Annotated in this window: 1 protein-coding gene; it reads left to right on the forward strand. The window is 49.2% G+C overall.

The annotated features are described in order from the left end of the window. Positions 1 to 33: 33 nt before the first annotated feature. Positions 34 to 236, forward strand: a 203-nt coding sequence (locus tag VJI94_RS09020; RefSeq protein ID WP_416383688.1) for an interleukin-like EMT inducer domain-containing protein, incomplete at its 3' end; no start/stop codon positions are given.

Genomic DNA, 236 nt, shown 5'->3' on the forward strand with positions numbered 1-236 from the left:
GACTATATCGGCATTGGGCGCTCTTATGGTGTTATTGCCTCTGACATGAATTCTAATACCATCAATTATGCCGAGACGTTTGACGTTTACGGTAGTGCCCAGCGTGCGCAAGACATGGCCAATGTGCTAATGAGCATGGCGCCCGGCCGTACAGTCATCGTCATCTCAAATGATGAACCTGTAAACAATAGATTTGCCAATGGGCTTGGTGCGGCAATGGAATCTGTTGGCGCTGG

Source organism: Parvimonas sp. D9, assembly GCF_035282565.1.
GTDB classification, from domain to species: domain Bacteria; phylum Bacillota; class Clostridia; order Tissierellales; family Peptoniphilaceae; genus Parvimonas; species Parvimonas micra.